The organism is Mycobacterium tilburgii (genome assembly GCF_902168065.1).
In the GTDB taxonomy this organism is placed as follows: Bacteria; Actinomycetota; Actinomycetes; order Mycobacteriales; family Mycobacteriaceae; genus Mycobacterium; species Mycobacterium tilburgii.
Genome location: NZ_LR655731.1, coordinates 1 through 25,948, shown reverse-complemented (window position 1 = coordinate 25,948; position 25,948 = coordinate 1). Strand labels below are relative to the sequence as shown.

25 protein-coding genes and 7 pseudogenes are annotated in these 25,948 nt (G+C 66.6%); 9 read left to right on the top strand and 23 right to left on the bottom strand.

Annotated elements, in window-relative coordinates:
• From FQ389_RS14600 to FQ389_RS20485, 9 genes and pseudogenes are all read right to left on the bottom strand, one after another.
• Positions 1-562, bottom strand: a pseudogene (locus FQ389_RS14600) (ornithine carbamoyltransferase); the annotation flags it as partial.
• Positions 555-1,775: an acetylornithine transaminase gene (locus tag FQ389_RS14595; RefSeq protein WP_144208899.1), complete on the bottom strand. Its 1,221-nt coding sequence runs from the start codon at positions 1,773-1,775 to the stop codon at positions 555-557. The pseudogene FQ389_RS14600 and the gene FQ389_RS14595, both read right to left, overlap by 8 nt.
• 14 nt (positions 1,776-1,789) lie before the next feature.
• On the bottom strand, positions 1,790-2,683 hold the full coding sequence (gene argB, locus FQ389_RS14590; protein ID WP_144208893.1) for an acetylglutamate kinase: 894 nt from the start codon (positions 2,681-2,683) through the stop codon (positions 1,790-1,792).
• On the bottom strand, positions 2,680-3,918 hold the full coding sequence (gene argJ, locus FQ389_RS14585) for a bifunctional glutamate N-acetyltransferase/amino-acid acetyltransferase ArgJ (RefSeq protein ID WP_144208890.1): 1,239 nt from the start codon (positions 3,916-3,918) through the stop codon (positions 2,680-2,682). The genes argB and argJ overlap by 4 nt, the downstream gene beginning before the upstream one ends.
• Positions 3,915-4,958 carry an N-acetyl-gamma-glutamyl-phosphate reductase gene (gene argC, locus FQ389_RS14580; RefSeq protein WP_144208887.1) on the bottom strand — a complete coding sequence of 348 codons (1,044 nt, stop codon included), beginning with the start codon at positions 4,956-4,958 and terminating at the stop codon, positions 3,915-3,917. The genes argJ and argC overlap by 4 nt, the downstream gene beginning before the upstream one ends.
• Before the next feature lie 51 nt (positions 4,959-5,009).
• Positions 5,010-7,517, bottom strand: a complete 2,508-nt coding sequence (gene pheT / locus FQ389_RS14575; protein ID WP_144208884.1) for a phenylalanine--tRNA ligase subunit beta — start codon at positions 7,515-7,517, stop codon at positions 5,010-5,012.
• Complete coding sequence (gene pheS, locus FQ389_RS14570; protein ID WP_144208881.1) at positions 7,517-8,560, bottom strand: phenylalanine--tRNA ligase subunit alpha; 1,044 nt, start codon at positions 8,558-8,560, stop codon at positions 7,517-7,519. The genes pheT and pheS overlap by 1 nt, the downstream gene beginning before the upstream one ends.
• Before the next feature lie 22 nt (positions 8,561-8,582).
• Entirely contained in the window at positions 8,583-9,005 is a 423-nt protein-coding gene (locus FQ389_RS14565; protein ID WP_260860792.1) for an NAD(P)-binding protein, read from the bottom strand.
• Positions 9,002-9,352 (bottom strand): helix-turn-helix domain-containing protein, encoded by a 351-nt coding sequence (locus FQ389_RS20485; protein ID WP_260860796.1) that lies wholly within the window; start codon positions 9,350-9,352, stop codon positions 9,002-9,004. Before FQ389_RS20485 ends, FQ389_RS14565 begins: the two co-directional genes overlap by 4 nt.
• Positions 9,353-9,468: 116 nt before the next feature.
• Between FQ389_RS20485 and FQ389_RS20480 the strand changes: the two genes are divergently transcribed.
• Positions 9,469-9,600: a hypothetical protein gene (locus FQ389_RS20480; protein WP_260860795.1), complete on the top strand. Its 132-nt coding sequence runs from the start codon at positions 9,469-9,471 to the stop codon at positions 9,598-9,600.
• 131 nt (positions 9,601-9,731) lie between these two features.
• On the opposite strand, the gene FQ389_RS20475 is transcribed toward FQ389_RS20480, so the two are convergent.
• The 6 genes and pseudogenes from FQ389_RS20475 to FQ389_RS14535 form a co-directional block, all read right to left on the bottom strand.
• On the bottom strand, positions 9,732-9,866 hold the full coding sequence (locus FQ389_RS20475; protein ID WP_260860791.1) for a hypothetical protein: 135 nt from the start codon (positions 9,864-9,866) through the stop codon (positions 9,732-9,734).
• Positions 9,867-9,906: 40 nt separating this feature from the next.
• Entirely contained in the window at positions 9,907-11,178 is a 1,272-nt protein-coding gene (locus FQ389_RS14555) for a fatty acid desaturase family protein (RefSeq protein WP_144208878.1), read from the bottom strand.
• 84 nt (positions 11,179-11,262) lie between these two features.
• On the bottom strand, positions 11,263-12,414 hold the full coding sequence (locus FQ389_RS14550) for a ferredoxin reductase (protein WP_144208875.1): 1,152 nt from the start codon (positions 12,412-12,414) through the stop codon (positions 11,263-11,265).
• A gap of 74 nt (positions 12,415-12,488) precedes the next feature.
• Complete coding sequence (locus tag FQ389_RS14545; protein WP_407662901.1) at positions 12,489-13,028, bottom strand: DUF6912 family protein; 540 nt, start codon at positions 13,026-13,028, stop codon at positions 12,489-12,491.
• A gap of 17 nt (positions 13,029-13,045) precedes the next feature.
• Positions 13,046-13,906 (bottom strand): annotated as a pseudogene (gene ppk2, locus FQ389_RS14540) (polyphosphate kinase 2).
• Between the two features lie 43 nt (positions 13,907-13,949).
• Positions 13,950-14,348 (bottom strand): annotated as a pseudogene (locus tag FQ389_RS14535) (WS/DGAT domain-containing protein); the annotation flags it as partial.
• A gap of 297 nt (positions 14,349-14,645) precedes the next feature.
• On the opposite strand from FQ389_RS14535, the gene FQ389_RS20470 reads away from it, so the two are divergent.
• Positions 14,646-14,912 (top strand): hypothetical protein, encoded by a 267-nt coding sequence (locus tag FQ389_RS20470; protein WP_260860794.1) that lies wholly within the window; start codon positions 14,646-14,648, stop codon positions 14,910-14,912.
• Positions 14,913-14,922: 10 nt separating this feature from the next.
• On the opposite strand, the pseudogene FQ389_RS14525 reads toward FQ389_RS20470, so the two are convergent.
• Both FQ389_RS14525 and FQ389_RS14520 read right to left on the bottom strand, forming a co-directional pair.
• A pseudogene (locus FQ389_RS14525) lies at positions 14,923-15,367 on the bottom strand (methyltransferase family protein); the annotation flags it as partial.
• Between the two features lie 419 nt (positions 15,368-15,786).
• Positions 15,787-16,050, bottom strand: coding sequence for a hypothetical protein (locus FQ389_RS14520; protein WP_144208869.1), 264 nt, complete (start codon positions 16,048-16,050; stop codon positions 15,787-15,789).
• 157 nt (positions 16,051-16,207) lie between these two features.
• Between FQ389_RS14520 and FQ389_RS14515 the strand changes: the two genes are divergently transcribed.
• Genes FQ389_RS14515 through FQ389_RS18195 form a run of 4 tightly spaced genes read left to right on the top strand, consistent with a single transcriptional unit; the run spans position 16,208 to position 17,059 of the window.
• Positions 16,208-16,522: a hypothetical protein gene (locus tag FQ389_RS14515; RefSeq protein ID WP_144208867.1), complete on the top strand. Its 315-nt coding sequence runs from the start codon at positions 16,208-16,210 to the stop codon at positions 16,520-16,522.
• Positions 16,523-16,530: 8 nt separating this feature from the next.
• On the top strand, positions 16,531-16,734 hold the full coding sequence (locus FQ389_RS14510; protein WP_144208864.1) for a hypothetical protein: 204 nt from the start codon (positions 16,531-16,533) through the stop codon (positions 16,732-16,734).
• Positions 16,731-16,889 carry a hypothetical protein gene (locus FQ389_RS18200; protein WP_186296450.1) on the top strand — a complete coding sequence of 53 codons (159 nt, stop codon included), beginning with the start codon at positions 16,731-16,733 and terminating at the stop codon, positions 16,887-16,889. The genes FQ389_RS14510 and FQ389_RS18200 overlap by 4 nt, the downstream gene beginning before the upstream one ends.
• A gap of 5 nt (positions 16,890-16,894) precedes the next feature.
• Complete coding sequence (locus FQ389_RS18195; RefSeq protein WP_186296449.1) at positions 16,895-17,059, top strand: hypothetical protein; 165 nt, start codon at positions 16,895-16,897, stop codon at positions 17,057-17,059.
• A gap of 82 nt (positions 17,060-17,141) precedes the next feature.
• On the opposite strand, the gene secA is transcribed toward FQ389_RS18195, so the two are convergent.
• From secA to FQ389_RS14485, 5 genes and pseudogenes are all read right to left on the bottom strand, one after another.
• Positions 17,142-19,985: a preprotein translocase subunit SecA gene (gene secA / locus FQ389_RS14505; protein ID WP_144208861.1), complete on the bottom strand. Its 2,844-nt coding sequence runs from the start codon at positions 19,983-19,985 to the stop codon at positions 17,142-17,144.
• 106 nt (positions 19,986-20,091) lie between these two features.
• Positions 20,092-20,773: pseudogene (gene hpf, locus FQ389_RS14500) on the bottom strand (ribosome hibernation-promoting factor, HPF/YfiA family).
• A 397-nt stretch (positions 20,774-21,170) separates the two neighbouring features.
• Positions 21,171-21,353 (bottom strand): annotated as a pseudogene (locus tag FQ389_RS21360) (nitronate monooxygenase); the annotation flags it as partial.
• Positions 21,354-21,538: 185 nt separating this feature from the next.
• Entirely contained in the window at positions 21,539-22,030 is a 492-nt protein-coding gene (locus FQ389_RS14490; protein WP_144208856.1) for a Crp/Fnr family transcriptional regulator, read from the bottom strand.
• Positions 22,027-22,305 carry a hypothetical protein gene (locus tag FQ389_RS14485; protein WP_260860789.1) on the bottom strand — a complete coding sequence of 93 codons (279 nt, stop codon included), beginning with the start codon at positions 22,303-22,305 and terminating at the stop codon, positions 22,027-22,029. Before FQ389_RS14485 ends, FQ389_RS14490 begins: the two co-directional genes overlap by 4 nt.
• Before the next feature lie 233 nt (positions 22,306-22,538).
• Between FQ389_RS14485 and FQ389_RS14480 the strand changes: the two genes are divergently transcribed.
• The 3 genes from FQ389_RS14480 (at position 22,539) to FQ389_RS14470 (ending at position 24,776) form a co-directional block, all read left to right on the top strand.
• Positions 22,539-23,096, top strand: a complete 558-nt coding sequence (locus FQ389_RS14480) for an FAD-binding oxidoreductase (RefSeq protein ID WP_186296446.1) — start codon at positions 22,539-22,541, stop codon at positions 23,094-23,096.
• 548 nt (positions 23,097-23,644) lie between these two features.
• Positions 23,645-23,773: a BBE domain-containing protein gene (locus FQ389_RS14475; RefSeq protein WP_144208847.1), complete on the top strand. Its 129-nt coding sequence runs from the start codon at positions 23,645-23,647 to the stop codon at positions 23,771-23,773.
• A 634-nt stretch (positions 23,774-24,407) separates the two neighbouring features.
• A complete protein-coding gene (locus FQ389_RS14470) occupies positions 24,408-24,776 on the top strand; it encodes a hypothetical protein (protein WP_144208844.1) in 369 nt (122 codons plus the stop codon).
• A gap of 38 nt (positions 24,777-24,814) precedes the next feature.
• On the opposite strand, the pseudogene FQ389_RS14465 reads toward FQ389_RS14470, so the two are convergent.
• Positions 24,815-25,837, bottom strand: a pseudogene (locus FQ389_RS14465) (LpqB family beta-propeller domain-containing protein); the annotation flags it as partial.
• Between the last annotated feature and the right edge of the window lie 111 nt (positions 25,838-25,948).

Genomic DNA, 25,948 nt, shown 5'->3' with positions numbered 1-25,948 from the left:
GGTTGGGGGTGAAGCCGTCCGGGGCGGCCACCGTGACGTGGATGCCGGCGGTCACGCCGCCAAGCATCAGGGAGTGCGCCATGTTGTTGGCGCCGTCGCCGAAGTAGGACAGCCGCAAGCCGGCCAGCGGTCCCTTGTGCTCGGAGATGGTCTGCAGATCCGCCAGCACCTGGCAGGGGTGAAAGTCATCGGACAGCGCGTTGACCACCGGAACGGTCGCGGTCTGAGCCATCGCCTCGAGCCGGTCCTGGCCGAAGGTGCGCCAGACGATCACCTCGACGTAGCGGGACAGCACCTGCGTGGTGTCCTGCAGGGTCTCGTCGCGGCCCAGTTGGGTGCTGCCGCTGTCGACGACCACGGCGTGACCGCCCAGCTGGGCGACGCCGACCTCGAACGAGAACCGGGTGCGGGTGGAGTTCTTGTCGAACAGCACCGCCACGCCGCGCGGCCCGTCCAGGGGGCGACGGCTGAACGGGTTCTTCTTCAGCTCGGCGGCCAGCTCGAGGACCTCGGCCTGTTCGGCCGGGGACAGATCGTCGTCGCGCAGAAAGTGTCTAGTCATCAGCGCCCACCGTGTCGAGGATCCCGGGCAGCGCGGTGACGAAGGCGCCGATCTGGGCCTCGGTGATGATCAGCGGAGGCGCCAACCGGATCACGTCTGGCGCGGCGGCGTTGACCAGGAACCCGCCGTCGCGGGCGGCGGCCTCGATGTCCTTGGCACGCGGCGCTGTCAGCACCACCCCGCACAGCAGCCCGCGGCCGCGGACGTGGTCGATCAGCGGGTGATCCAGCGATTCGATGCTGTGCCGCAACACCTTTCCCATTTCGTCGGCGTGTCGCATCAGGTCGTCGTCGACAATCACCCGCAGCACGGCACGGGCGGCTGCGGCGCACACCGGGTTGCCACCGAAGGTGCTGCCGTGCATGCCGGGGGTCAGCAGATCGGCGGCGGGCCCGACGACCAGCACCGCCCCAACCGGCAGCCCGCCGGCCAGGCCCTTGGCCAGGGTGACCACGTCGGGGGTGATGCTGTCCTGCTGATGGGCGAAAAACGTTCCGGTGCGCCCGATTCCGGTTTGCACCTCGTCGAGCACCAGCAGCGCGCCGTGGCGCGCGGTGATGTCGCGAGCCACGGCCAGGTACCCCGGGGGCGGGACCACGACGCCGCTCTCCCCCATGATCGGCTCCAAAAACAGCGCCGCGGTGTCGTCGTCGACCGCGGCGGCCAGCGCGTCGGCGTCACCGTAGGGCACGTGGGTGACGTCACCGGGCAGCGGCTCGAACGGCGCCTGCTTGGCCAGCTGGCCGGTCAGCGCCAGCGAACCCATCGTCCGTCCGTGGAAACCGTCTTGCGCCGCAACAAGTTTGGTGCGGCCGGTGAGCCGGGACAGTTTGAACGCCACCTCGTTGGCTTCGGTGCCGGAGTTGCAGAAGAACACCTGGGCCGGGGTGTCGGCGCCCAGCTGCGCGACCAGCTCCTCGGCCAGCGCGATGCCCGGTTCGGTGAGATACAGGTTGGAGGTGTGGCCCAGCGTCGACATCTGCCGGGTGACGGCCTCAATGAGCGCCGGGTGCCGGTGCCCGAGCACGTTGACCGCGATGCCGGCGAGCAGGTCGAGGTAGCTCTTGCCGTCGACATCGGTGACCACGGAACCGTCACCGCTGGCCAGCGCTATCGCCGGGGTGCCGTAGTTGTTGGTCATCACGGCTTCCCAGCGCTGTCGCATGACAGCCGTCTCGGTTGTCTCGGTCACGGGCACCCGTTCCTTCCCCATCGCCGGCATCGGCGTCACGCGGGCACCACCTTGGTGCCGGTGCCCGCATTGGTGAACAGCTCGACCAGTACGCAGTGCTTGACCCGGCCGTCGATGACGTGAGCGCTGGGCACACCCCCCGAGACCGCCCGCAGGCAGGCTTCGATCTTGGGGATCATCCCGGCTTCGAGCGTGGGCAGTAATTGCGCCAAGGTGGCGGTGTCGATTTCGCTCACCAGCGAGTCACGGTCCGGCCAGCTGGTGTAGAGCCCCTCGACATCGGTGAGCATCAACAGCTTTTCGGCGCCGAGCGCCTCGGCCAGCGCGGCCGCGGCGGTGTCGGCGTTGATGTTGTGCACCACGCCCTCGGCGTCCGGCGCGAGCGTCGACACCACCGGGATGCGCCGTGCCGCAATAAGATCCAGCACTGCGGCGGCGTTGACCTTGTCGACGTCGCCGACCAAGCCGATGTCGGTGGCCACGCCATCGACGGTGACGCTGCGCCGCACCGCGGTGAACAGCTGCGCGTCCTCGCCGGTGATGCCGACGGCGTACGGTCCGTACGCGTTGATCAGGTTGACCAGCTCGCGGCCCACCTGACCGAACAGCACCATCCGCGCGACGTCGAGCACTTCCGGTGTGGTGACTCGGAACCCGCCTTTGAAGCCGCCCTTGTCAATACCCAGCCGGCGCAGCATCGCGGTGATCTGCGGGCCGCCGCCGTGCACAACGACGGGATGAATGCCGCAGTTACGCAGGAAAGCCATGTCGTCGGCGAACGCTTGCCGCAGCGACTCGTCGGTCATCGCGTTGCCGCCGTACTTGACGACGACGATCCGGCCGTGCAGTTGCTGCAGCCAGGGCAGCACCTCGGCCAGCACCTGCGCCTTGACCTGGGTGGGGAGCTCGTCGGCCGCATTGGTCGTCATGAGCTGTAGGCCGAGTTCTCTTCGACGTAGCTGTGCGACAGATCGGTGGTACGGATGGTGGCCTCGCCGTCGCCGAGCCCGAGGTCGACGACGATGGCGATGTCGGGACCTGACAGATCCACCTCGCGCGAGTTCGGCGTACCGATGCCGTCGGTTAAGACCACAAACCCGTTGAACGACACCGTGATTCGGTCGGGATCGACGAACACCCCGGGGGCCAGGCCCACGGCGGCCACCACCCGGCCCCAGTTGGGATCCGAGCCGAACATTGCGGTCTTGACCAGGCTGTCGCGGGCGACCGCGCGGGCGGCCAGTTCGGCGTCGGGCTCCGAGCGGGCCCCGGTCACGGTGACCGTCACCCGCTTGGTAACGCCCTCGGCGTCGGCCTGTAGCTGCACGCACAGGTCGTCGCAGACCCGCAGCACAGCGTCGTCGAGCTCCTCCTGCGACGGCGCGATGCCGCTGGCGCCCGAGGCCATCAGCAGCACCGTGTCGTTGGTGGAACAGCACCCGTCGATATCGAGCCGATCGAAGGTGCGGGCGGATGCGCGGAGCAGCGCGCCGTCCAGCGCGGCCGCTTCGGCGACGGCGTCGGTGGTTAGCACGCACAACATGGTGGCCAGCGAGGGCGCCATCATGCCCGCGCCCTTGGCCATGCCGCCGACGGTCCAGTTGTTCTGATGATGCAGCGCAACCTGTTTGGGCACCGTGTCGGTGGTCATGATAGCCTGCGCGGCCTCGTCGCCGCCGCTGAGCCCGCCGTGCATCTCGTGCACGATGGTCGTGACCCCGGCGAGCACCTTGTCCATCGGCAGCCGGTCGCCGATCAGGCCGGTGGAGCAGACTGCAACCTCTATGGCCCCGGTCTTGGTGCCCCAGTCCGACAGCGCGGCCGCGACGGCTCCGGCGGTCGCGTGGGTGTCCTGAAAGCCACCGGGTCCGGTGCAGGCGTTCGCGCCGCCCGAGTTGAGGATAACCGCCCGCAGCTGGCCGGTGGTGAGCACCTGCTGGGTCCACAGCACCGGCGCGGCCTTCACCTGGTTGCGGGTGAACACACCAGCGGCCGCGTAGTCGGGTCCTTCGTTAAACACCAGTGCGAGGTCGCGGCGGCCGGACTTCTTGATACCGGCGGCGATACCGGCGGCGCGGAACCCGCCGGCCGCCGTAACACCCTGGGTGCGGACCAGCCGCGTCCCGGACGCCGCCGACTCGCTCGCGGGGACGAGATCGGTCATGGCGCCACCCCGACCACCGACAGACCGTCCGTCTCGGGCCAGCCCAGCGCCAGGTTCATCGACTGCACCGCCGCGCCACCGGTGCCCTTGGTAAGATTGTCGATCGCGGCGATGGTGACGAACGTCGCGGCGTCCTCGTCCACCGCGACCGCGATCTGCGCGGCATTGCTGCCGATGACCGAGCCGGTGCGGGGCAACTGCCCTTCAGGCATCAGGTGGATGAACGGCTCCGCGTCGTAAGCCTTTACGTATGCCGCGCGCAGCTGCGACAGCGGCGCCCGGGTGCGTGCGGTGCAGGTGGCCAGGATGCCGCGGGAGGTCGGGATCAATACCGGAGTGAACAACACCGTGACGTCGCGATTGGTGACGGCCCGCAGCCCCTGGGCGATCTCGGGGATGTGCCGGTGGACGCCGCCGATGTCGTAGGCCCGCGCCGAACCGATCACCTCGGCGCCGAGCAGGTCGGTCTTGGCCGCACGGCCCGCGCCTGAGGTGCCGCTGACGGCGACGACGGTGACGGCCGGCTCGACCAGGTCCTCGGCCACCGCGGGTAGCAATGACAGCAGCGCCACGGTCGGAAAGCAGCCGGGCACCGCGATGCGGCGGGCGCCGCGCAGCCGTTCCCGGGCGCCCGGCAACTCCGGCAGGCCGTAGGGCCAGCTGCCGGCGTGCGGGGAGCCGTAGAACCGTTCCCACGCAGCGGGATCGGTGAGCCGGAAGTCCGCGCCGCAGTCGATGATCAGGGTGTCCGGGCCGAGCTGCTCAGCCAGCGCGGCCGAATGTCCATGCGGCAGGCCCAAGAAGACGACGTCGTGACCGCGCAGCAGGTCCGGCTCGATGGGCTCGACCACGCGGGCGGTCAGCGGCGCCAGGTGCGGGTGGTGTTCGCCGAGGGTGCTGCCGGCGCTGGCCGCGGCCGTCACCGCCCCGATCGTGAGCCGGCCGTCGGCGTATGCCGGATGCCCCAGCAGCAGGCGCAGGATCTCCCCACCCGCGTAGCCGGTGGCGCCCGCCACCGCCACCTGTATCACGTCGGCCATTTCACCGATTGTACATGATTATGCAGTTGATTGCAAATCAATGCTCACTGCTCAGGCGCGTATTTCGGCGCCGACGGCCTCGGCGGCGCTGCGCACCGCGGCGTCCCGCGCCGCGCTGGCATCGTCCTCGGTCAGCGTGCGGTCCGGCGCCCGGAACCGCAGCGCTAACGTCAGCGACTTGCGGCCCTCGCCGATCTGCGGGCCGGTGAACACATCGAACAACTGCAGGTCTTCCAGCAGGTCGCCGGCACCCTCGCGGACGGCGTCCGCCACCGCCTGCGCCGGTACGTGCGCTTCCACCACCAGGCTGACGTCCTGGAACACGGCCGGAAACGGCGACACCCGGGGCGCCGGCAGCGTCACCGTGATAGGCAGCGCGTCGAGGTTCAGTTCCAGCGCGCAGGTGCCCGTCGGCAACCCGGACCGCTCGATGACCCCGGGATGCAGCTGACCGGCATACCCGACCACCGTCTGTCCGACCAGCACCTCGGCGCACCGCCCGGGATGCCACGGCAGGTGCTGCGCCGCCCGCAGCGTGACGTCGATCTCGCCGGCACGCGCGATGGTCCGCACCGCGTCGAGCGCGTCCGCGGCGTCGGTCGCCCGGCCAGGGCCCCACGGTCCGCGCGGTTCGCGCAACCCGGTGAGCACGGCCGCGACGTGTTGCGGCTGCCGCGGCAGCGACGCGTCGACCGCGGCGATCTCGGCGTCGGTAGGGCGCCGGTGGACCGGGATAAGCTCGATGCCGCGGGTGTGTTCGGTCGGCTGGACCACCTGGGCGATTGCATACAGCGCCGCATTGACCAGCCCGCGAGACACGTTGCGGCTCAACGCCTCCAGCAGGCCGGGCAGCAAGGTGGTGGCCAGCTCGGGGCGATCCGCGTCCAGCGGATTGAGCACGCGGGTGGTGCTGCGCCGCGGGTCGTCGGCGGGCAGGTCCCACAGGTCGAACACGCCGGCGGGCAGAAACGGTGTGGACAGGATCTCGACGAACCCGGACTGGGCCAGCGCCTTGCCGATCGCGCGGCGGCGCTTCTGCACCGCCGTGAGCCCCCGGCCCGCGGGCGCCGCGGGCAGCACCGCCGGGATGACCTCCAGCCCCTCCAGCCGCAGCACCTCCTCGACGAGGTCGGCCGGTTGCACCAAATCGGGCCGCCAGCTCGGCGGTGTCACCGTCAGCGTTCCGTCGGATTCGGCGACGCCAGCACCGATTTGGGTCAGACGACGGACCGTGGTGCTCGGTGGGTAGCCCACCCCGGCAACCCGGTCCGGCAGATCCACGGCCATCGAGATCGGCGGCCCCTCCCAGTCGTCGGCCGACGTGCCGACCGGCGGATCTCCACGCCAGTCGGTCAAGGTCGGCGACACCGTTCCGTTGGCGATGTTAGCCAACAACGCCGCGCAGTGGTCCAGCGCGGCCACCGAGATGGCCGGGTCGACGGACCGCTCGTAACGGCGGGCCGCCTCGCTCGGCAGATGCAGCCGCCGCTGGGTGCGCGACACCACGGCCGGATCCCAGACCGCCGACTCCAGCAGCACGTCGGTCGAATCGCCGCGCACCTCGGTGCTGGCGGCACCCATCACGCCTCCGATCGCGGTGGTCGTGACGTCGTCGACGATCAGCACATCCGCCGGATCGAGTTTGCGCTCAACATCATCGAGCGTGACGACGGTCTCGCCGGGCCGGGCGAACCGCACGGCGAAACCGCCGGTGATCCGGTTGCGGTCGTGGGCGTGCATGGGGTGGCCGAGTTCCAGCATCACGTAGTTGGTGGCGTCCACCGCCGGGGATGTGGCGCGGATGCCGGACAGCAGCAACCGGCGCTGCAGCCACCACGGCGACACCGCGGTGAGGTCGATACCGGTGACCGAGCGCAGCGCGAAGCGGCGCACACCGGTCTCGGGCTGCACGGTCAGCGGCCAAGCCTCCCCGTCGGCCGGCAACGGCTTGACCACGGCATCGGACGCCGGGTCGACGAAGTTGAGGTCGTAGGCGCAGGCGATCTCGCGGGCCACGCCGCGCACCGACAGGCCGTATCCGCGGTCGGGGGTGATTGCCAAGTCGAAGACCACGTCGTCGAACCCGAGCACCTCGGCCGCGGCAGCGCCCGGTTCGGCGGTGCCCGGTGGCAGCACCAGAATGCCGGAATGGTCGGCACCCAAACCGAGTTCGGCCGCCGAGCAGATCGTCCCGTCGGAAATCCGGCCGTAGGTCTTACGGGCTGCGATCGCGAAACCGCCGGGCAGTATGGCACCGGGAAGCGCCACCACAACCAAATCCCCGGCATTAAAATTCGTTGCACCACAAACTATTCCACGATCATGACCGTCACCGACGTCCACCAGGCAGGCGCGGATCGGCTTCTTGAATCCGGTGAGCTCCTCGATGGCGTTCACCCGACCCACGGTCAACGGCCCATCGACCGGGCCGAGCGCTATGACGTCCTCGACCTCGTGACCGATACGCACCAGTGTCTGCTCGACCTCGCCGGGTCCGGGATCCCAGCCTGGCGCGCCGAGCGCGACGACTTCGCGTAACCAGCTGTACGGAATGCGCATTACAGGCCCACCCCAAACGGCAGCGAAAAGCGGATGTCTCCCTCGACCATGTCGCGCATGTCGAGGATGCCGTTGCGGAATTGCAGCGTGCGTTCCAGTCCCATCCCGAACGCGAAGCCGGAATAGGTCTCCGGGTCAATTCCCGCGGCGCGCAACACGTTTGGGTGCAACATGCCGCAGCCGCCCCACTCCACCCAGCCGGCGCCGCCCTTCTTGCCGACGAACCACACGTCGACTTCGGCGGACGGCTCGGTGAACGGGAAGAAGTGCGGCCGGATCCGGGTTCGGGCCTCGGGCCCGAACTCCGCGCGTGCGAACGCGTCCAGCGTGCCGCGCAGGTGCGCCATGGACAGGCCGCGGTCCACCGCCAGTCCCTCGACCTGGTGGAACACCGGCGTGTGCGTGGCGTCGAGCGCGTCGGTGCGGAAGGTGCGGCCGATCGAGATGATATACACCGGCAGCTCGCGGGCCAGCAGAGTGCGCACCTGCACCGGTGAAGTGTGGGTGCGCAGCAGCTGGCGGGAATCCTCCGGCGCGATGTAGAAGGTGTCCTGCTCGCTACGTGCGGGATGGTCGGGCGGGAAGTTGAGCGCATCGAAGTTGAACTGCTCGGCCTCCACCTCCGGGCCCTCGGCTAGCTCCCACCCCATCGCGATGAAAGTGTCGGCGACGTGTTCGGCCAGGATGGTGATCGGGTGCCGGGCCCCGGGTGGCTGCCGCGTGGACGGCAGTGTGACGTCGATGCTTTCGGCGACCAACACGGCCGCGTCGCGCTCGGCCCGCAGCTCGGCCAGCCGCTCGTCGTAGCAGCGCTGCACGTCGCCGCGGGCGCTGTTGACGCGCTTGCCCGCCTCGGAGCGTTCCTCCTTGGGCAGCGTGCCCAGCGCCTGCCGGGCCAGCGCCACCGGCGAACGGTCGCCGAGGTGCTCGGACTTGACGAGGGCCAGCACATCGAGGGTTTCGGCGCGGCCGATCGCCTGCCGAGCAGCGTTGACCGCTTCCGCCAGTGCTTCCGGCGACAAGTCGACGGGTTGCTCACCCACGCGGCGACACTCTACCCCTTACTTACGACGCTGTACGGGCAAAGGCCGCGACAGCTGGCCCACGGCGGGCACCAGAACGTCGGCCTCGTGCACAGCACCGGTCGACGTCGTGACTTGCCAGGTGGTGGTGTTCTCGTCGTAGCAGGCCGACATGACCTCCACTCCGGTCCGTACCATTTTCCGCAGCCCGAGCCGGTCGGCGGTGTCGTGGATGTATAGCCGAGGATGTCGGCCTTGCTCGGCGTACCGGCGTCCCCGGTCGGTCTTGCGGGCGAAGGAGTACGAGTACAGGTTGGACGGGACATCGCAGGCGGCACCGGAATAGGTGTTGTCCCGCCCAGACGCCGCCGACGTCATCGGCCTTCTCCAACACGGTCACCTCGGCCAGACTGTCCCTAAACAGCTCGTAGGCGGCCCCGAGACCGCCGAAGCCGGCGCCGATCACCAGCCCACGCGAGGGCGAGTTATCGAAGTCATGACTCCATCGTGGCCGTCCGCGTCGCCGGACCCGGACACTGAATCAATAATTCCGGCCACGAGTCGAGCGCGGGGCGTCATCGAACGCTGATATCGGCGGGCGTGGTGCCGGTTCAACGTTTGAAGGTGGCGATGAAGCTGGTCGCCTCCATAGCCCAGCCGCAGCGCGATGTCGTCCACCGACAGCGCGCCGGTGCCCAGCAGCTCCTCGGCCAGCACCCGGTGCACCTCGTCGGCCAGTTCCCGGAAGCTGGTATTCTCCTCGGCCAGCCGTCGCCGCAACGTCCGCTCGCTCACCGCCAGGTGCCGAGCCACGGCTGCGATCGTGTGGGGCTCGCCGTCGATCGACGCCAGTCGCTCGCGGACCCGCTGAGCCGCCCCGGTGCGTTTCGCGTTGGCGTTCCAACAGGTCTCGGCACTGCTGTTCGCACATGGCCACGCTCATCTCGCTGGCCCGCGGCAGCGGGCTGTCCAGCTGTGCTGCCGGCAAACGCGCCATGGCATCGCCCAGCGTCGAACTGATCAGGCAGGCGAAGCCGAAGATGCCGAGCGATCCGGCGTGATAGTTGTTGCCGACTCGCACCCCTAGGTCGGCCGCGCCGTGCTCCTCGCCCAGCAACCGCACCAGGTTGGTCGCGATCGCCAGCTCTTGCGCCCCACGATCGTGCGAGTGTGGTCGTGCAGGCCCTGGCGGTCAGGGGCCGGATCCCTCGAACAGATCGGCGACGGCAAGCCCGTTCTCACAACCGAATTCGGCTATCGACGCGGCGCTGGCGGTGTTCCGCGGGAAGTCCCAGTGGGACACCTGCGATCCGACGAACACCCGCACGCTTCCAGTATGGCCAACCCGCGGAAACGCCGAGCTAAAGCTAGGCCACCAGTCCCCGGGGTCGGCTGGCGGTTTGGCTGCGCCGCCAGCCGCGCACGGTGGCGATGGCGGTCTTGAGCCCGCGCCAGCGCCCGGTCGCGGGGTCGGTACCCGCAAAACCCGGCCCCAGCGCTTCAAACATGCGCTCACTGCGGGTCTCCGGCGCGTTGTCGGCGTCGTCCCGCAAGTACCTGTTGGGCAGCGACAACTTGGCCAGTGTACGCCAGGTCTTCCCATACTGCACCAAGAAAGAGCCTGTGGTGTAAGGCAAGTCGTACTTGTCACAGACCTCGCGCACCCGCCCCGAGATCTCGTGCAGCCGATTGCTGGGCAGGTCGGGGTACAAGTGGTGCTCGATCTGATGACACAGGTTACCGCTCATGAACCGCAGCGCCGGCCCGGCGTCGAAGTTGGCGCTGCCGAGCATTTGGCGCAGGTACCACTGGCCCTTCGTTTCGCCGATCATGTCGGTCTGGGTGAACTTCTCGGCGCCGTCCGGGAAATGGCCGCAGAAGATCACCGCATTGGCCCACACGTTGCGGATCACGTTCGCCAGTGCGTTGGCCTTCAATGTGGATGTGTAGGTCGCGCCCGGGGACAACGACGTCAGCGCCGGAAACGCGACATAGTCCTTGACCACCTGGTGCCCGGCCTTGCCGGAGAACTCCCGCAGCCGGCTGCGACGCTCCTCGCGGTCCAGCCGGCCCTTGAGGATCTTGCCGACCTCCAAGTGCTGGACCGCGACTCCCCATTCAAAGCCGATGGTCAGCAAGGTGTTCCACACCAGGTTGAGGGCGTTGTACCGTCGCCACCGCTGATCGCGGGTGACACGAAGCATGCCGTAGCCGACGTCGTGATCCATGTCGAGGATGTTGGTGTACTTGTGGTGCACGAAGTTGTGGGTGTAACGCCAGTGCTTCGACGACCCGGTCATGTCCCACTCCCACGTCGAGGAGTGGATCTCCGGATCATTCATCCAGTCCCACTGGCCGTGCATGACGTTGTGGCCGATCTCCATGTTCTCGATGATCTTGGCCACGGCCAGGGTCACCGTGCCTGCCCACCATGCCGAGCGCCGCGAGCTCGCGGCCAGCAGCAAGCGTCCGGTCACCTCTAGCGCCCGCTGTGCCGCGATGGCGCGACGGATGTAGCGGGCATCGCACTCCCCGCGTGAGTCCTCCACGTCTTGGCGAATGGCATCCAGCTCAACGGCCAGGGCTTCGATATAAGCGTCCGACAGATGCGCAAATACATCGACGTCGGTGATCGCCATCGTTCTCACTTCCCGGCGTTCGATCTGCGGTCAGTACCTACGCTATCGTAACCTACGACTCCGTCGGTTACCTATGAGTAGCCTCTAAATGTCGAGTACGCAATCGCCGGACGCGGCCGATATGCACGTCTGCACCCTGCTCCCGGGCTCGTGTTCCTGCCCCGTGCGCAGGTCCCGGACGTGACCTTCGACGAGGGGCACCACGCAGGACTGGCAGATACCCATCCTGCAGCCGCACGGCATCTGCACCCCGGCGCCCTCGCCCGCATCCATCAGTGAGGTGGCGGCGTCGGCGATCACTGTGCGCCCACTTCGCGCGAACGTCACGCTGCCGCCCGTCCCGGCCGGCGCGGCCTTGGTAGCGGCGAACCGCTCGAGGTGCAGCCGGTCGCTGAGGTTGGCGGCCGCCCACACCTTCTCGGTCGCGGCGAGCAGGCCCTCCGGCCCGCAGGCCCAGGTTTGACGGTCACGCCAGTCCGGCACCTCGTCGTCGAGACGGCCCAGGTCAAGGCGGCCCTGAGTGCGCGTCTCGCGAAGCTGCAGCCGGTACCCGGGGTACGTGGACGCCAGCCCGGCGAGCTCGGCACCGAACATCACGCCCGCCGCGACAGGCGCCGAGTGTACGTGCCGGATATCGCCAATCTGGTTGCGGCGCACGAGCGTTCGCAACATCGATATCACCGGAGTGATGCCGGATCCGGCGGTCAGGAACAGGATCGCCTGCGGCGCCGGGTCGGGCAGCACGAAATTGCCCTGCGGTGCGGCCAGACGCACGATCGTCCCCGGCGCCACCCCCGCCACCAGGTGCGCGGACAGGAAACCCTCCGGCATCGCCTTGACGCTGATGGTCACGGTGCGCTCGCGGCCGGAACCGGGCCCCGCCACCGGGCTGGACGTCAGCGAATACGACCGCCAGCGCCAGCGCCCGTCCACCAACAGGCCGATCCCGATGTACTGACCCGGCTCATAGTCGAAGCTGAAACCCCAGCCGGGCTTGAGCACCAGGGTCGCCGAGTCCTCAGTTTCCCGTCGGACCGCCACGACCCGACCGCGCAATTCCCGCGCGGACCACAGCGGATTGGCCAGATGCAGGTAATCGTCGGGCAGCAGCGGCGTCGTGATGCGCGCGGCAAGCTTGCGCAGCGCATGCCAGCCAGGATGCCGCTCCGCGCCCGCAACCGTCGGCCGCGTGGTGGCGACGACATTCGCGTTGAGCGCTTGGTATTTCTTGGCCATAACAAAGTCTACGGTACCGTAAGTTACTGGTACCGTAGCCAGACTGGCGGCCCAGATTGGGTCACATTCGCCGGTCACAGCAGCTCGAGAAGGAACGGCAGCTCCTGGTTGGCGTACCAAGCCAGATCGTGGTCCTGCGCATCGCCGACGACCAGGTCGGCGTCCTCGTCCCCCAGATCGGCCGCATCGATGGCCTCGATCGCCCGCTGCACCGCCGGTTCCGCCTCGGCGTTGTCGACATAGGCAGCGATTACCTGGTCTATCGTGACGGGGCCGGCGAGTCGGACCACGGCGTCGTCGAGATCCGGCCGGAACGTGGCCCCGGCTTCACCGGGGTTGACCTCGGCGGCCAGCACGGCGCGGCGTACCCGAGTGACCCCGGCGCCATCAGCCCCGCCGTCCTGGGCTTCGCTGTCTTCGGTGGCCAACAGGCGCAGCGAGGCCAACGTGGCCTCCCGCAGTGCCACGTCGGCGAGTTCGTCGTCGTCGCCCTCGGCGTAGGCCTCGCGCAGGGCCGGCGTCACCGCGAAGGTGGTGCCGTTGACGGGCCAGAGCGAGCCCTCGGCGACCAACCGCTGCAGCATCGACAGGGTGGCAGGGATATAGACCTGCAGTGCGTCCGCGCCCACGGCTAACGACCAATCAAGGTAGCCGCGTAATCGTCGACGTATGTCGACAGCTCGCGCGGACGCTGGTAGATGCCGCTTACCACCGGACGGTCGGGCAAGTCGACCTTCGACTCTTCGACGTCGTAGTACTCGACGCTGGACAGCAGATGGTTCATCATGTTCAACCGCGCGTACTTCTTGATATCGGATTCGACGACATACCAAGGGCTGACCGGCGTGTCGGTGTGTACCATCATCTCGTCTTTGGCGCGCGAGTAATCCTCCCACCGATACACCGATTCCAGGTCCATTGTGGAAAGCTTCCAGCGCCGGACCGGGTCGTTGCGGCGCGCCTTGAAACGCCGCAACTGTTCGGCCTCGGAAACCGAAAACCAATACTGGCGCAGCAGAATTCCGTCGTCGATCAGCATCTGCTAGAATATCGGCGTCTGCCGCAAGAACAACGCATGTTCTTGGGGCGTAAAGAATCCCATGACTTTCTCGATACCGGCACTGTTGTACCACGACCGATCGAACAACACGATCTCGCCTTTGGCGGGCAGGTGGGCGATATAGCGCTGGTAATACCACTGGCCGCGCTCCCGCTCGGTGGGCACCGGCGACGCCGCGATGCGCGCGACACGGGGGCTGAGGTATTCGGTGATCCGTTTGATGGCACCACCCTTGCCCGCCGCGTCCCGGCCCTCGAAAAGGACGACGATTCGCGCCCCGAAATGGCGCACCCACTCCTGCAGCTTCACGAATTCCGTTTGCAGCCTGAATAATTCGGATTCATAGACGGCATCGGAAATCTTTGGCCCGCTCGATGCGGCCGATTTCTTTTTCTTGGCCTTACCCGACGCGCCGTCGTTGGAGGTACTCACAGGAACGCATGATATATCCCCCAGCAATTTTCAGTGCCAACAACTAACGGGAAGCGCCGAGCAGCTCCTCAAGCTATTTTGAGCCAACAACCCCGGCAGCAGATCGACATCGCTCATCGCGTCGCGGTCGGCGTTGATTCCGAAATACAGCGTGCCGTGATAAGACGTCACACCGATCGCCAGGATCTGATTGTGCAGTAGCTAGTCGCACCACGGCGTTACCCTCACCGACCGGCAGGTCGACCAGCAACGGGGTGACCTGACCCATCATCTGGCCCGGCCCCGTCGAATCGTGTTGACCATCGGCGTACGCCGAAAGCGGAGCCATCGCCCGGATCGTCGCGCTGGACCGCACTGTTTCGCCACGCGACATCAGCCAATTGCCCAGCGCGCCGGTCACCACGGCCAAGACCACATCGTTGATGTCGCAGTCATACCGGGCCGAGTTGGAGAGTGTCGCTTGCCCGTAAACCCTTTCGACGTGGTGCCCGTCGTCGAGTACGAGCCGCCGATGCGCGAAGTGTCGCGATCGCGATCGCCTGCCACCAGCCGCCCGTGGCGCGGCGGGCCGGCCACGGGACCCGCCGTCCCTATAGCGAGCGCGCCGTCCGGCAACCGGAGCAAACACCGGCATGTTCGGCGGCCATGCGCAGGCGGCGATGTTCGCCGACGCCGCGCTGCGGCGGGTGCTCGAGGTCATCAACCACCGGCGTCCGGTGGCCCAGCTGCGCCGCTGCCGGTGCCCGCCCTGGTGGACTCGGTGCTGGCGATCAGCCGGTCAGCGCCCGAACACCGGGGCGCCGCGGTGCTGCGCCGGATGCGGCTGCAGCCGGCGGCGGACCTGGACGGGAGCACCGCCGCGGAGATCTCCGGCTGCTACAGTCGGGGAGAGCGCATGCATGCCATCGCGGCGCGGGTCGAGGCCGCTACCCACCGGCGACGGAACACGGTGGCAGGTGGTGGCCCTACACATAGGTTAAGGCGCGGGGCGCACACGCGGGGTTGACGCGCAGGGCTCAGTGCTGGCCCGCGGTCGCGCTCGGGTGCCGGCGCGGCCACGGCAGCAGCGCCGGGACCTCGCTGCGGTAGGCACGGTATTGATCACCGAGCGACTCTATGAGGTCGTGCTCTTCCAGTTGCACCGCGAGCAGGATGTAACCCGTTATGGCAACGCTGAACAGCAGGTGCCCGACCGTCATCGTGGGCGCTGCCCAGAAGGCGATCAAGAACCCCAACATCAGCGGGTGGCGCACCAGACGGTATAGGTATCGGACACGGAAATCCAAGTTGCGGTAAGGCTTTCGCTGCCAGGCCAGGTACACCTGGCGCAGGCCGAACAGGTCGACGTGGCTGATCATGAAGGAAGGACGAGAGGAATACCGTGCCCCAGCCGATCCAGAACAACGCCCACAGCACCGTCCGCCCCGCCGGCGGACCCACGTCCCAGACGACGGCCGGCAACCGTGCAACGCACTATCGCAATCGGGTGACGCTCCCCAGAAGTCGGCCAGTCGGGCCTGTGCGAGCAGCGGCCGAACGTCGCCGAGGTCCTCCGCCCCGCCACACCGCGCGCGACCGGGTCACCGCCCAGAAGCGCTTGGGCGCGATCATGAATCGCTGACCGTTCGGCGACCGTCCAGCCAACCGCACTCGCCCGGCGCCCAGCATCGGCCCGGCGGCCCGCCCGAGGACGCCGAGCGCCAACCGGTTGGTCCATGCCCAGGCCGGCAACCGCGAACCGACTCCTCATCAACCACGTCGACACGGTACAGCCCAGATCGAGATGCCATTCGAGCACGCCGGCTATTCCGACGAACAGCGACCACGGTGTGGACCACGCGACGTCGATGGCGCATTGCACCGCGTCTTGCGCAGTGGCGTCACTGAAATAGCGGACGCAACTGCGCTCCCCTGAGTTGGTCGCATAAAACGCCCACACCGCCGGCGGCGTCGCGATGCCACACCGACCGGTAGCCCGGGGCGAACGCCGCACCGGAGATGCAGCGCAGGGCAAGGTAGTGCCCGCTGGCGAAGGGCAGGCTCAAAACCCCGAAGCCAACGAACCGTTCGTCGTCGCCGACGGGCAGGGTCGGGTTGCGCAAGACCACCAATGCGGCGTCGGCAGGTGTGAGCGAGGTGTTCATGCCTCGATGCTGCGCTCCGGCAACGGATCACCGCATGAGCTGATGCCTCAATTGGTCGCGGCCGCGCTCGCGCGTTCGGTGTCCTATTTATTGCGCCTACTGTGTTGATGATTCCGCCAGTCCGCAGGAATCATTTTGGCATGAAGCTCGAAGTCACATGACGGCCGAGTTCAGCGCACAGCCGCAACTCGCCGTCGAACTCGATGTCTTCTCCGACATGCCCCGCGGTCCCTACCCGTTGTTCCCGATCACCACTGCAGACGTTAGATCCCAGCAGTTTTCGACGACCATACGTGAGCAACGTCTCGGGCAGATGTGGCTCGTCGACGAGGTGACGCTGCCCCATACGGGCACCCGCACGACACGTCACCAAGGCACCACCGCGCGGGACGTCGTCGACCTGCAGTACCCGATCGCCGGGGCGCGTGTGCATCCGCCAGGGCGAAGAGGCCCTCGTGTGCCGGCCCTGTGATCCGATGGTTGGGACAGCAATTTCGCGGGCTCTACGAGATCACGGAGACGGCGCGGACACAGACCCTGGTACTTCCCCATGTCTTAGCAGTCGCGCTGCTGCCCGCATTTCACCAGCCCGGCGTCGCGCGGGTGGCGCCCAGCCGTCAGCTCGTCGGGGTGAAGCCGTTGTTCGATCTGTTGCCCTTGCTTGCGTCAACGGTGCGGCGATGAGCCCCGACGACGCCGCGAAGGCGACGACGTTGATGATCCAGATGGTCGCCGACATCGGCGGCTCACTGCCACCGAAACTGTCCGCCGGCCATCTGGGCAACCTGCGTAACGGGTGCTCTGGTATATCGAGTAAAACCTCAGCAACCCGGAGTTGAGTTCCGTGACAATCGCTGTGGCGCACTATGTTTCGGTGCGAACGCTGTACTACGTGTTGCAGACGCTAGACGTGCCGCTGGCCGCGCACATTCAGTGCCGCCGACTGGCTCGCTGCTACGCCGACCCGCTCAACACAGACGATCCGGTCGGCGACATCGCCAAGCGGTGAGGATTCGTCAGCCCACCGCCTTCAGCCGCGCGTTCTCCCGCCACTACGGGATCTCACCCAGCCGCGTGCGCTCCACCCAGCCTTAGCGCTTCTTGACCGACTTCGGCGGCTTGGCTCCGCGCCCTTGCTGGCGCGCGGCGGCCCGGCGTTCACGCCGACTGGCACCGGCGGGCACCCCGGCCGGAGTTTTCTGCGCCCCGCCACCGTTGCGTTGCACTTCGGCCGAACCATCTTCGGTCGGGCCAGAGTACGTCAGTGCGGGCGCGTCGTTGTCGATGCCCTTGGCGCGCAAGGTGCTTGGCACAGGTTCCCGCGGCGCGGCCGGCGCCGCACTGGAAGTGCCGTCCTGCTGTTCGGCGGCCGCCGCGCCCAGTTCCGCCAACCCCTCCGGGATTTCGATCGGGGCGACCTGGGGCGGGGGCACCGCCTCGACGGTGACGTTGAACAGGAATCCGACCGACTCCTCTTTCATGCCGTCGAGCATCGCCATGAACATGTCGTAACCTTCGCGCTGGTACTCGACCAGCGGATCACGCTGCGCCATCGCCCGCAGCCCGATGCCCTCCTTGAGATAGTCCATCTCGTAGAGGTGTTCCCGCCACTTCCGGTCGATAACGTTGAGCAACACGTTGCGCTCCAGCTGCCGCATCGCCCCCTCGCCGGCCAGTTCCTCTAGTTCGGCTTCCCTTGCGGCATAAGCCCGTTCAGCATCCTTGATGAGCGCCTCGAGCAGCTCTTCGCGGGTGAGGTCGTCCCGTTCGGATTCGTCGTCGTGATGGGTGAGGCTTTGGTGCTCGATCCCGACCGGACAGAGCGTCTTGAGCGCCGTCCACAACGCGTCCAAATCCCAATCCTCGGCGTAGCCTTCGGATGTCGCGCCGCCGACGTAGGCGGTGATGACGTCGCGGACCATGTCCAGCGCCTGTTCCTTGAGGTTCTCGCCCTCCAGGATACGGCGGCGCTCGGCGTAAACCACCTTGCGCTGCTGGTTCATCACCTCGTCGTACTTCAGGACGTTCTTCCGGACCTCGAAGTTCTGCTGCTCGACCTGGGTCTGGGCGCTCTTGATCGCCCGGGTGACCATCTTGGCCTCGATCGGCACGTCGTCGGGCAGGTTGAGCCGGTTGAGCATCGCCTCCAGCGCGGCCCCGTTGAACCGGCGCATCAGCTCGTCACCCAGCGACAAGTAGAACCGCGACTCACCCGGGTCGCCCTGCCGGCCGGAACGGCCGCGCAGCTGGTTGTCGATGCGCCGCGACTCGTGCCGTTCGGTACCCAGCACATACAGGCCGCCAGCCTCGATCACCTCGGCCGCCTCCTTGGCGGCCTCCTCCTTGACCTTCGGCAGCTCCTCGTGCCAGGCCGCCTCGTACTCGTCGGGCGTTTCCACCGGGTCCAGGCCACGCTCACGCAGCCGCTGGTCGGTCAGGAAGTCCACATTGCCGCCCAGCACGATGTCGGTGCCGCGACCGGCCATGTTGGTGGCCACCGTGACCCCGCCCCGGCGGCCGGCGACGGCGATGATGCCCGCCTCCTGCTCGTGGTACTTGGCGTTGAGCACGTTGTGCGGGATCCGGCGCTTCTGGAACTGCCGGGACAGGTACTCCGAACGTTCGACACTGGTGGTACCGATCAGGACCGGCTGACCCTTTTCGTAGCGCTCGGTGACGTCGTCGACGACCGCGATGTACTTGGCTTCCTCGGTCTTGTAGATGAGGTCGGACTGGTCGGTGCGGATCATCGGCTTGTTGGTCGGGATGGGCACCACACCCAGTTTGTAGATCTCATGCAGCTCGGCCGCCTCGGTCTGGGCGGTACCGGTCATGCCGGCCAGCTTGTCGTAAAGCCGAAAATAGTTCTGTAGCGTGATGGTGGCCAGCGTCTGGTTCTCGGCCTTGATCTCGACGTGCTCCTTGGCCTCGATAGCCTGGTGCATGCCCTCGTTGTAGCGGCGCCCGATCAGCACCCGACCGGTGAACTCGTCGACGATCAGCACCTCGCCGCTGCGGACGATGTAGTCCTTGTCGCGGTGGAACAGCTCCTTGGCCTTCAGCGCGTTGTTCAGGTAGCTGACCAGCGGCGAGTTGGCGGCCTCGTAGAGGTTGTCGATGCCGAGCTGGTCCTCGACGAACTCCACGCCCTTCTCGTGCACGCCGACAGTGCGCTTACGCAGGTCGACCTCGTAGTGAACGTCCTTTTCCATCAGCGGGGCCAGCCGCGCGAACTCGAGGTACCAGTTGGACGCGCCGTCGGCGGGCCCGGAGATGATCAGCGGGGTGCGCGCCTCGTCGATCAGGATGGAGTCGACCTCGTCGACGATGGCGAAGTTGTGGCCGCGCTGCACCAGGTCGTCCAGCGAGTGCGCCATGTTGTCGCGCAGGTAGTCGAACCCGAACTCGTTGTTGGTGCCGTAGGTGACGTCGGCGTTGTAGGCGACCCGCCGCTCGTCGGAGGTCATGTTGGCCAGGATCACCCCGACCTGCAGGCCGAGGAAACGATGCACCCGGCCCATCCATTCGCTGTCGCGTTTGGCTAGGTAGTCGTTAACGGTGACGACGTGCACGCCTTTGCCGGCCAGCGCGTTGAGATAGGCGGGCAACACGCAGGTCAGGGTCTTGCCTTCACCGGTCTTCATCTCGGCGACGTTGCCCAGGTGCAGGGCGGCGGCACCCATCACCTGAACATCGAACGGCCGCTGATCCAGCACACGCCAGGCGGCTTCGCGAGCCACCGCGAACGCCTCGGGCAGCAGGTCGTCGAAATCCTCGCCGTCCGTGAGGCGCCTACGGAACTCGTCGGTCTTGGCCCGCAGCTCGGCGTCGGTGAGTTTTTCGACGTCGCCGGATAAGGTGTTGACATAATCGGCCACCCGCTTGAGGCGCTTGACCATGCGACCTTCACCGAGGCGCAGCAGCTTTGTCAGCACGGTGTTGTCCCCTTTTGGGATGTTCGCTGTTTGGTAGGAGTCTTCTTGTATTAAGCGACTCCCATGTTAGGGGACGGGGACGTGCCGACCGCCGACGCAGCGATCCTCAGGACAGCCTGATCAGTTCGTAGTCGTAGGCGTGGCGGCGGTAGACCACCGACGGCCGCTCGCTTTGCTTGTCGTAAAACAAGAAGAAATCGTGTCCGACGAGTTCCATCTCGTAGAGCGCCTCGTCAACCGACATCGGCGTAGCCTGGATGTTCTTTGGTGCGCACCACGCGGCCGAACTGGTGATCGTCCTAGGCGCCGTCGTGCTGATGGGACTCCTTGCAGTTGGCGGCCACCTTGTCGAAGGCTTTGTCCGCCGGCGGAACCACCGCGGTGGCCTCGGCCAGCGAGACGGGGGTCTTCTCGCCGTAGTGTACCTTGCGGCGATCTTTCCCGCGGCGCAGGCGACTCTCCAGGCGGACCACCGCGGCCTCGAACGCGGCGTAGAAACTGTCGGCGCACGCCTCGCCGCGAACCACCGGCCCCCGGCCCCGCGCGGTGATCTCCACGCGCTGACAAGACTTACGTTGGCGGCGGTTGCGTTCGTGCTTGAGTTCGACGTCAAAGAGATAGATGGTCTTATCGAAGCGTTCCATCCGGGCGAGTTTCTGCGAGACGTACACCCGGAAGTGGTCGGGAACCTCGACATTCCGGCCTTTGAAGACGACCTCGGCGGTCGTGGCGGGTTCCTGGGTGTCGGCGCCGACCGGCGGCTCGTCCAGAAGCTGAGTGGAATCCACGGTAAGTCTTGACATACGTGACAACTCATTTCTATTTCGCGTCGCACGCGCCAGCGTGCCGGCTTCGTTGAGCATGCGCCGACGGGGTTGGAGATGGATGACGGAACAGTCACCACCGCAGGCAGCCCGCCGGTGCTAGGTTAATACTCACCCCCTCCGCACATGGTGTCTCGGCCTGCAAATCGCGACCCGAGAGTCGGAACCAGTTTGGATCCCGAAGAGTTCTTGAACGTTGTTCTCGACGTTAGCTCGTGTTCGGCTCGCCGTGCCACCGATTTGATAACTCCGTAGCGAATTCTTCACACCTTACTTGGCTATTTCACGGTTTGCGGCGAGATTCGCCGATCATGCAGCCGCCAGGGCCAGCACCGCGGCCACCCCGATAGGACACGACGTCAGCCGCCGGGTGGGCCAGGATCGAGTCAGCCAGTCCTTCAGCGGACAGCAAGCCTGCGGCCAGAAAGCCCAGACCACCGCTGTTGAATATCGCAGCCGCCAGCGCCGGTGTCGACGGGCCACCGGCCATCGGCGCACCCAGCACGCGAACACTTAGATCTGTCAATGCAAATCGGGCAAACATCATTGATTCCCCCGCACTCACCTGTCGTAGCTGGCTCAGTGCGTGCCCGTGACGATGACGATGCCGCGCCGCCCGAGGCGGATCCAGCCGTTGGCCTCGAACCCGCGCAGCGCCGCCGCGACTCCTTCCGGATCGACACCGGCAAGATGTGCGATCGTCGATGGTCAGCCCATGTTCCACCCGCACTACCTCGCCATCCTGGTGTCCGAATCGTTGTTTGAGCAGCAACACCCGGCTCGCAACCCGGCCCTGCTCGTCGGCGAAACCAAGTCGCTCAACGAGTTCGTCATCGCCTTGACCCACCGGGCGAACAGCCGCAGGACTTTTTCGCAGACCTCCGGGCGTTCTCTCATCCAGGCCGCGAGCTGGTCGCGGGTGATCGATACCACCACCACCTCAGTAAGAGCGGTTATTGTCATATCTTGTGGCTCGGAATCGAAAAGTGTTACGGTGCCGAAGATTTCCGGCGGCCCCAGCAACATCAGCACAATCTCGCGGTCCGCGTGTCGCTGGTAGGACACCTTGACTTTTCCCGAGACGACCAGGTAGAAATATCCCCCGAAGTCGCTGTGCGTAGCCATCGCCCGGCCCGCCGGGAAGCGCTCGGGCACCAACTTTTTGGACAAGGCGGTGATGGCCTCGGGGCTTGTCCTGCTGACTATTCCGCAGCCGATCAATGCGCGATGCACATCGGTGTACTGCGGTGCGCCTTTTCCTCGAAGATCTCGATCGCGGCGCGAATAGCGCGCGGCGCGATCATCCGGGTGTCCCGGGCCAGCGCGTCGCGGAGGCGATGCCCGGCGGCAAGAAGAAACCCGCGCACCAGACTGTGGAGGAACGGCGATCCGACCAGCGGTTGGTTCAGCAGGCTGTCGGGCCGGAAAACCTGGTCTTTGAAGAGCGCCACCATGTTGATCCAAATCCGGGTCATCGGGGTATTGGACGGCAGCACCTGGCGCTCGTGCCGAGCGAACCGAACATCGAAACCGGAAGTGTGCCTATGGTCGGCGCTGAACATGCTCTTGCTCAGCGCTTTTCGGATCGCCAGCTTGCCGCGCTGGATACCCAGCTAACCGGTGACATCTTCGATTGTCGACATCGGGACTATTCAGCCGCACGACGCTTCTGGAACGCCATGGATCGATCGCTACCCCACATTGATCGTCCAATGCCACACCAATGACGATGTGGCGACCGCGATCGCGTCACGGTGTTGCGCTGAGCGTCAAAGGCGACGGGCACAGTGTCGCCGGCCATTCCATGATCGACGACGGGGTGGTGATCGACCTCAGCCGGATACGCGCGGCGGCCGTCGATCCCGACGCCGGAACCGTACGCGTCGGTGGCGGCTGTTTGCTCGCCGAGATGGACTGGGCAACGCAGCTTCACGGTCTTGCCACGCCGGCCGGGGTGATGTCGGAGACGGGCGTGGCCGGTCTCGCCCTCGGCGGCGGTGTCGGCTGGCTGAACCGCAAACACGGGCTTACCTGCGACCACTTCCTGTCGGCCCGAGCGGTGTTGGCCGACGGCAACGTAGTGACCGCCAGCGCGAAGGAGAACCTGGACCTATTTTGGGTTTTACGCGGAGCCGGAGCCAACTTTGGCGTCGTAACCGAGTTCACATTCTCGACACACGTTGTCGCCCAATCGATTTTAGTGGGCACCGCGATGTATCGCCTGGAGGACGCGACCGATGCGATCGCGCACTACGACCGGACGATGCGGCGCACGTCGGACGACTGAGGGTCGTGCTGTATTTGCGGCGTGCGTTCACCGAGCCGGGTGTCCTTGACGAACTGGTCAACGTGCCGGTGTGCTTGCTGGTGAGCGTGGACCGGCGACAGGGCCGACGCCGAAGCCGTCAACCGGGAACTGTGGAGCGCCGCGGCACCGGTCTTCGCCTGATTGTCCATGATACCGTTTGTCGAGCTGCAGTCGGTCAACGACGTCCTGCTAGGTGCCGGTGCGTGCAATTTCACGAAAGGCGGTTACCTCGGCGAGTTTTCGGCCAACTGCATCGGCGCGCTAGTTGACTCGGCGCACCGGATGCTCGCAGGGATCTCGGGAATGGAAATCGGCTATCAGCATGGCGCCCAAGACCGGCTGGCCGAAGATTACACCGCATTTCCCGATTGCCACGCCGATCATTTTCTGAACGTAATCACCCGCTGGTCCCCCGGCGACGGGGCAAACCCCACATCGATTGGGTACGAGAAACTTTCGCGACCACGTCTCGCATGGCAGAGTGATGGGACCTATACGATTTCTTCGCCTACGACGACGCCGCCCGGGTGCGAGACGCCTACCGTAACGGCAAGTACGAACGGCTGACCACCATCAAGGCGAAGTACGATCCCGACAATGTCTTCAACAGCAACCCGAACATCGCCCCCGCCAACGTCCGAGTACGACGCCCCTGACATGCACATCGGGATGATTCCGGATGACACGTAGGAATGGAAAGCGGGATCGTCCCAACAACTTCCGTTGCCGTTTTCGAGACGCACTTCGCCCTGAGCCGGGCTCGCGCGATCATGGTCGCGACCAGACTCAGCGGGTTCGAGTCGTTGGCCGAGGGCGCGGCAACGGTCGCCGAGGTCGCCGATCGTTACGGAACCGACGCGGCGGCAACCCAACAATGCTGCTGGCACCGGCCGGGTCGGGCTACTTGGTTTACCGCGAAAGCCGCTACGCGTTGACCCCGTCCGCACGGACCTGGCTGCTCGCAGACAGCACCACCTCGATCGTCGACGTGGTGCTGTTCGCCTTCGACGAATGGCAACTCATGGCTCACGTCGAAGACTATGTGCGGACCGGTATTCCGCTCGAGTTGCACCAGACCATGACCGGGACGCAGTGGGCGCAGTATCTGCGATCCATGCGGGCGTTGGCCCGCCTGACGGCCCAAGAGGTCGCGGAGGTCCTCCCAATCTCCAGCGGAGACACCGATATGATCGACGTCGGTGATTCCCGCGGGCACTATTCGGTTGCGCTGTGCCGCCGCTATCCGCGATTGCGGTCGGTCGTGCTGGGGACACCCAAAGCCGGGGGTCGGTGGCGCCCCCGGCCGACGAAGTGGACGCACGCATCGTGCACCTCGATGCGGACGCACTATTGCACGATTTCAGTGCCGGGCGCTGCGACGTGGTGCTGCTCTCCGACCTGGGCCGTCACTTCAGCGCGACCGAAAACCTCCAGTTGCTCCGGCGGCTGTCGCGTACCCTGCGGCCGCGCGGCGTGTTCGCGGTCATCGAGACGGCGCGCCAGGAAAAGCCACCACACAAGTCAATTCGTCAATTCGCAACACTCAACGAACTCTACTTCGGCACGATCAGCAACTCGTCCGCCCGGACTCCGAGCGATACCGCCGCATTGCGCTGCGCGAAGTTGGCCTGCAACCGACGGCCAGGCCGATTACGCTGAGCGGTGGCGAGGTCGCCGTGCAGATCGCGACGAAGAACTCAGCCCGGTAGCACCGGAGCCGCGCCGGGCACCATCAACCCCGGAACCTCCGACCAGCTCTGCTGGCTCTCCGGGGCAGACGCCGAATACTGCAGTACGCCTTGCGGTGCCGCCAGGTAGACGGTCGACGGGTTGGCCGCGATCGCCGTCAACGGGATTTGCAGACCGTGGGCCGGCGCGTCGGAATTCACCCCGTCGAGGTTCACATACGACACCGGATGGGCAACGTCGTTGCGCGTCACCACGATGTCGTCGCCGGTCCGCCAGTACAGGGACACCACGGTGTTGCCCAACCCGAAACCCAACCGCCGTGGATAGGTCAGCGCGTACTGACCCGCCTGGGTCTGTTCCACGCCGGCAAGGATGACCTCGCCGCCGATCACCATCGCCGCCCGGGTGCCGTCCCGGGACAGCTGCAGGTCGGTGATCGGTCCCGGGAACTTACTCGCCACCGCCCCGGAATCCACTGGGAGCCGGGCGGGTTGCCCGGACGCCGGCTCCTGAATGGCGCGCAGCACGTTGTTGCCGTCGACCACCACCCAGACCGCGTCGTCCAGCGCCCAACTGGGCCGCGTCAGGCTGTGCCCGTCGGCGGATTGCACCGCCTCGCCGCCGAGATCACCGATCCACAGCGACTCGGTCATATCGGGGGCGCCGCGATGCAGGGTCACCACGGATGCCACCTGCCGCCCGCTGCGGGACAGCGTGGCCAGCGTCTGATTGCCCATCCGGCCGAAAGCTCCGGGCACCGTGACCGACCGCTGCCCGTCCAGACCCACCAGCGACCCGTTCACCAGCGCGTGCAACCCCGCACCGGCGCCGTCGGCCACCCCCGGGTCGGTGGCCGCGACGTCGGAGGTGGTCCAGCCTTCGGCGAACCTGTCATCTAGCGGCGCCCCATCGGTGTTGATCACATACGGGCCGCGGATATCGGCCCGGGCCATGGTCCAAATGATCTGTGCAGCAAGCAATTGCCTGCTGTGTGGATCGGTGGTCGACAGCTTCTGCAGATCCCGCCAACCGGCATCTGGCCGCCCGGCAGTTCCTCACCCAGTCCGCCTCGAACTTGTGGGACGACGCCGGTAGCGCGTTGCTGATCGACCATGTGGTGTTCGTCGAAACCCGTGGCGCCG